Source organism: Corynebacterium sp. HMSC075D04 (genome assembly GCF_001815635.1).
GTDB classification, from domain to species: domain Bacteria; phylum Actinomycetota; class Actinomycetes; order Mycobacteriales; family Mycobacteriaceae; genus Corynebacterium; species Corynebacterium coyleae.
Window position 1 is genome coordinate 1 of the sequence record NZ_KV821349.1, and the last position, 4,592, is coordinate 4,592.

Genomic DNA, 4,592 nt, shown 5'->3' on the forward strand with positions numbered 1-4,592 from the left:
GGTTTCACCGTCCACCGGAATCATGACACCCCAGGTCTTCTGGAGGAACGCAGAGTCTCTTTGTTTGATGTAACCCAAGAGCTCGCTAGGCGCGCGACTTCACAAATTGCGCCCTATCAGCGGGGGCCATTGGCTGAGCTGGAGAAAGCACAGAAATCCGTAATTGCCGCATTAGACAAAGGTGACGTGGACCAGGCGGTCAACCTGGCAAGTGAAAACATAAACCTGTTTCCTAATGAGCCAGAGGTGAAGAGAAACTTCGGGTTCTGCATTATTGGAGAAAACCCGGAGCGCGCCTTGGAGACGTTGAAGCTCTACCAACCGGTAGAGGAGGGGTCGCTGGTCAGCACGCTCAATCATTTCAATCTCGTCGCCGCTTCATACCGCTGCAATAGGGATGCGCCACTAGAGAGTATCCAGTTTCTGATTGATGCTTTGCCCGCCGGTATGCCGACGGGATCGATGTGGTTGTGGGAGCCTGAACCCCTGAGGGATACGCCTACCGTTGTGCCGATTGAGTTGGAAGCGTGGAGGCGCCGCATGCTAAGAGTTCTGGGCTTGTTGGATCAGTGATTCCACCGGCAGGAGGAGATGGAGCGGTTCTCCTGGCATTTCATGAAAGTTAGCGTTATGGAGGTAGAACTGTTTTGCGCTTTCATCGTGTGCGTGGATGAGGATCGCTGCCGCACCGATTATCTCCGCTGCGGCGATCGCGCGTCTAAACATGTCCTGTAATAGGGATTTGCCTAGTTGTCTGCCTTGAGCGCGCGAATCGACAGCGAACCGCCCCAGAAGGATGATCGGAACGTCCTTGGGACGGTTGTTGCGGAATCGCTTGGGCAGGGCATCTCGGCTGACTCCGCCCGATGCGAGAGCGTAGTAACCAACTACCTTGTCGTTAAGCGTTGTCACGTAGGTGACAGAATTGTTGGCGCGTTGGTTTTTCCAAGCGTTTTCTTTGAGCCACTTGTCTAGGCTTTCCACCCCGCAGGAGAAACCTGCAACATCATCTTCCTTTTCGATCGTTCGCGGAGGTTGGATGATGTCCCTAGTCAAGGTGGAACTCCTTTCCGAAGACGGAGTCGGATGCGAGAAGGCGCGCTAGTTTCGTGCCGTCGACGGGGGTATCGAGGGCTTTCTCGAATTTGGCGAAGTCTTCGTCGCTCAATTCGAACCAACGGCGATCGGCAAGAATCTTTTCCGCTTCGATCATTGCGCTGCCGAGCACGAAATCGGACACCGGAACATCCTGGGCTTCGGCGGCACTTCGTAGCGTCTCGTCCTGGACCTCTGTTGTCCTGAGGTGAAGTCGCTTAACTTTTGGCTGAGTCATAGGGACCACTGTCCTTACTTTTGTGTGGTGAGGTCTTCAAGCAACGTGTAGAACCTGTGCGCACAATGTACGCCACGCTGCCTCGCGCCGCAAGTTGAGGGGTGAGAACGTGCGTTGATGGCACTATGTGATCGTCACCAACCCCACCGTCAGCAAGCGACCCTATGCAAAATTTCACAACCTAAGAAAAGGGGGATTGCGGTGTGGGTTTTGCCATGTGGAGAGGCTTGAACGCTTTGAAGAAGCTTAAAGAATTAAAAGCATTATCAAGCGAAAGAAACAAAATATTGTAGACACTTGTCTAACTCCTTACTCTCGGCTATGTCGTCTCTGTGTGACACGTGTCAAATACAGCGCACAAAGAGATGCACGTATCTAACCGAAGGATCATTTTCGAGGGAAGGAATTTCGGTGAAGAAGAACTACATTTCCCGCCGCCGCGGCACTTCCATTGCCGCAGCCACGCTGTCGTTTGCGTTGGTTGCGCCGTTCGCACAGCCAGTTGCGTTCGCGCAGGAGGAAGCGCCTGCTGCTGAGTCTGAGCAGAATTCGCCTTCTCCGGTGGTTGATGAGAACGGAATCATTGATGCGGACATGATCGCCAGCGGTCGTGTCACCAAGGCCGCGAACCTGACTGATGCACACGGTGTTGGTAAGGGCTTGATCTCGGGCCATGTCTACTTGACCACCCCTGGCGGTAACCCGGGTGCGGCGTATGACAACGGCAACGTGAAGCTCGACGGCATCACCGTCTATGCCCAGTTCCGTGACAAGGATGGTTCGTACTCGCCGATCTTCAAGGCGCAGACGCACACGCTGCCTGACGTAGTCGGCGGCAACGGTGGTCAGGGTACGTTTGCGTTCGGTACTGGCGATAAGGGCATTACCTGGACGGACAAGCTTGGCCGTGAGCACACGTGGTCTGCCCGTACGGACCAGAAGCACCGCATCTGGGTTGAGCCGTTTACCAACGAGCGTGGCAACAACGTTGTCATGTTCCGCCAGGCCAACGGTTTCGTCCCTGGCTCATTCAACGGCGTGGTCGAAGGGCCGCTGGGTTCTTTCGTCGCAGCAGACGGCAACATCCAGCTCATGGCCGCGTTCCTGCAGGAAGTCCCGCCAAGCCACAAGGAAAGCTGGATGGCTGCCAAGGGCGACAGGCTGGTCGAGGACCCCGAGGGCCCGATCGGTCTGGCGTCAACCCAGACTGACGTACCGAATACCGTTTCCGGTCGCGTGTGGCTGGAGACCGGCGGTCCGGACAAGGGCATCGTGGCAACCGGTCCGTCGTTCAACAGTGTCGACGAAGCCGCCGACGGCTACACCGTCTACGCGTCCACCCTGACCAAGGATGGTGCCGCGGCTAACCAGGTTCTGCACGAGCAGTACAAGAACGACCCGGCGAAGTTGGCCGAGGCGACCAAGCAGATGCTCGAGGACAATCCGGAGTACATCCTCAAGACCGTCTACGGCAAGACCGATAACGAAGGCCGCTACACCCTGCGCTTTGGCAACTACGAGAAGGGCCAGGTCCGCGAGGATATCCTCAACCCGAACCACATGTTCGTGTGGGTGGAGAACAAGGACGGTGTGGTCCAGAACGGCTACACGGGCTTCCACACCCCGATCTTCCAGCGCTTTAACGGCGGTGGAAACTTCAAGGCGGCGGCTTCCCCGGGCGAGAACCAGCTGCCGATTAACTTCAACGGTCTTCCGTACCAGGAACTGAACTCGCTGTACAACGTCAACTACGCGGTCATGCCGTACACCCCGGTGTCGATCACGGCGGATTACAACGCGACGGATAAGCCGGCTGCACCTGGTGTTACGGTGACCCCGGAGTTCCACGGCAATCTGTCCACGCTGCCGTCGAAGGTGGAGTGGCGTGACTCTAAGGGCAAGGTGCTCAAGGAGTGCGAGCTCGACCAATCCAAGGGCATCAAGGCCCAGGTCGCAGCGTGCACCTTCGACATCCCGGATGATGCGAAGAAGGGCGACTTCTTCAACGTGGTCCTGGTTTCCGGCGGCAATGATGTTTCCGCATGGACCGTGCTGGTCACCCGCGACGCGGACGAGTACACCCCGTCCTATGAGGACAAGCTCGTTGTTCCGGGCGAGGAGACGAAGTCTGCTCCGACCTTTACCAAGGTCGATGAAAATGGCAACGAGACCGAGGAGAAGGTCGACGCTCCGGAGGGCTCCAAGTTCGCAATTCCAGGGGACTTCAAGGCTCCTGAGGGCTACGTGGTCATTATCGACGAGAACACCGGCGAGATCACCGTCACCTTCCCGGACAAATCCAAGTTGAACAAGGACACCGTTGAGGAATTCGACGTTCCGGTTGTTGTGACCTACCCGGATGGTTCCACCGACGACGCGACTGCGAAGTTCAAGCTGGACACCGATGGCGACGGCACACCTGATACCGAGGATCCAGACGATGACGGTGATGGCATCCCGGATGATAAGGAGATTGACGACGACACCAACCCGAAGGTTCCGAACCAGAACCTGGACTACGAGCCGGAGTACACCGACGTCACCGGTAAGCCTGGTGAGGACGTCAAGGTGGACAAGCCAACCTTCAAGGACAAGGATGGCAACCCGACCACGCCGCCGGAGGGCACGAAGTTCACCCCGGGTGAGAACACCCCGGATGGCGTGACCATCGATGAGAACACCGGTGAGATCACGGTGACCATCCCGGAGGACGCCAAGCCGGGCGACAAGATCACCGTTCCGGTGGTTGTGACCTACCCGGATGGCACGAAGGACAACGTTGACGTCACCGTCACGGTGACCGACAAGGACAAGGACCTTTACGAGCCGTCCTACGAGGACAAGCTCGTCGTCCCGGGCAAGGAGACGAAGTCTTCGCCGACCTTCACCGGCAAGGATGGCAAGGACGCGACCGCTCCTGAGGGCTCGACGTTCAAGATCACTGATGGTTTCACGGCACCTGAGGGCTACGTGGTCACTATCGACGAGAACACCGGTGAGATCACCGTGACGTTCCCGGATAAGTCGAAGCTCAACGCTGACACCGTTGAGGAGTTTGATGTTCCGGTGACGGTGACTTACCCGGACAAGTCCACCGACGACACGACGGCGAACTTCAAGTTGGACACCGACGGTGATGGCACACCTGATACCGAAGATCCGGACGATGACGGTGATGGCATCCCGGATGAGAAGGAGAAGGAAGACAAGACGAACCCGAAGGTTCCGAACCAGAACCTGGACTACGAGCCGGAGTACA

4 protein-coding genes are annotated in these 4,592 nt (G+C 57.2%); 2 read left to right on the plus strand and 2 right to left on the minus strand.

The window, feature by feature from the left end; translation table 11 throughout:
- Positions 1-573 (plus strand): hypothetical protein (locus tag HMPREF3048_RS07110; protein ID WP_210398424.1); only part of this gene is annotated, 573 nt, incomplete at its 5' end.
- Here HMPREF3048_RS07110 and HMPREF3048_RS07115 read toward each other — a convergent pair.
- Together HMPREF3048_RS07115 and HMPREF3048_RS07120 are read right to left on the minus strand one after the other, a co-directional pair.
- Positions 544-1,056, minus strand: coding sequence for a GNAT family N-acetyltransferase (locus HMPREF3048_RS07115; RefSeq protein WP_070422117.1), 513 nt, complete (start codon positions 1,054-1,056; stop codon positions 544-546). The two genes, HMPREF3048_RS07110 and HMPREF3048_RS07115, sit on opposite strands and share 30 nt — an antisense overlap.
- Positions 1,049-1,333, minus strand: a complete 285-nt coding sequence (locus HMPREF3048_RS07120; protein ID WP_070422119.1) for a type II toxin-antitoxin system TacA family antitoxin — start codon at positions 1,331-1,333, stop codon at positions 1,049-1,051. The genes HMPREF3048_RS07115 and HMPREF3048_RS07120 overlap by 8 nt, the downstream gene beginning before the upstream one ends.
- A gap of 411 nt (positions 1,334-1,744) precedes the next feature.
- Between HMPREF3048_RS07120 and HMPREF3048_RS07125 the strand changes: the two genes are divergently transcribed.
- Positions 1,745-4,592, plus strand: a 2,848-nt coding sequence (locus tag HMPREF3048_RS07125; protein ID WP_070771719.1) for a YPDG domain-containing protein, incomplete at its 3' end; no start/stop codon positions are given.

Excerpts from the sequence above, each read along its gene's own strand:
- HMPREF3048_RS07120 (WP_070422119.1), bottom strand. The coding sequence starts at position 1,333 with ATGACTCAGCCAAAAGTTAAGCGACTTCACCTCAGGACAACAGAGGTC.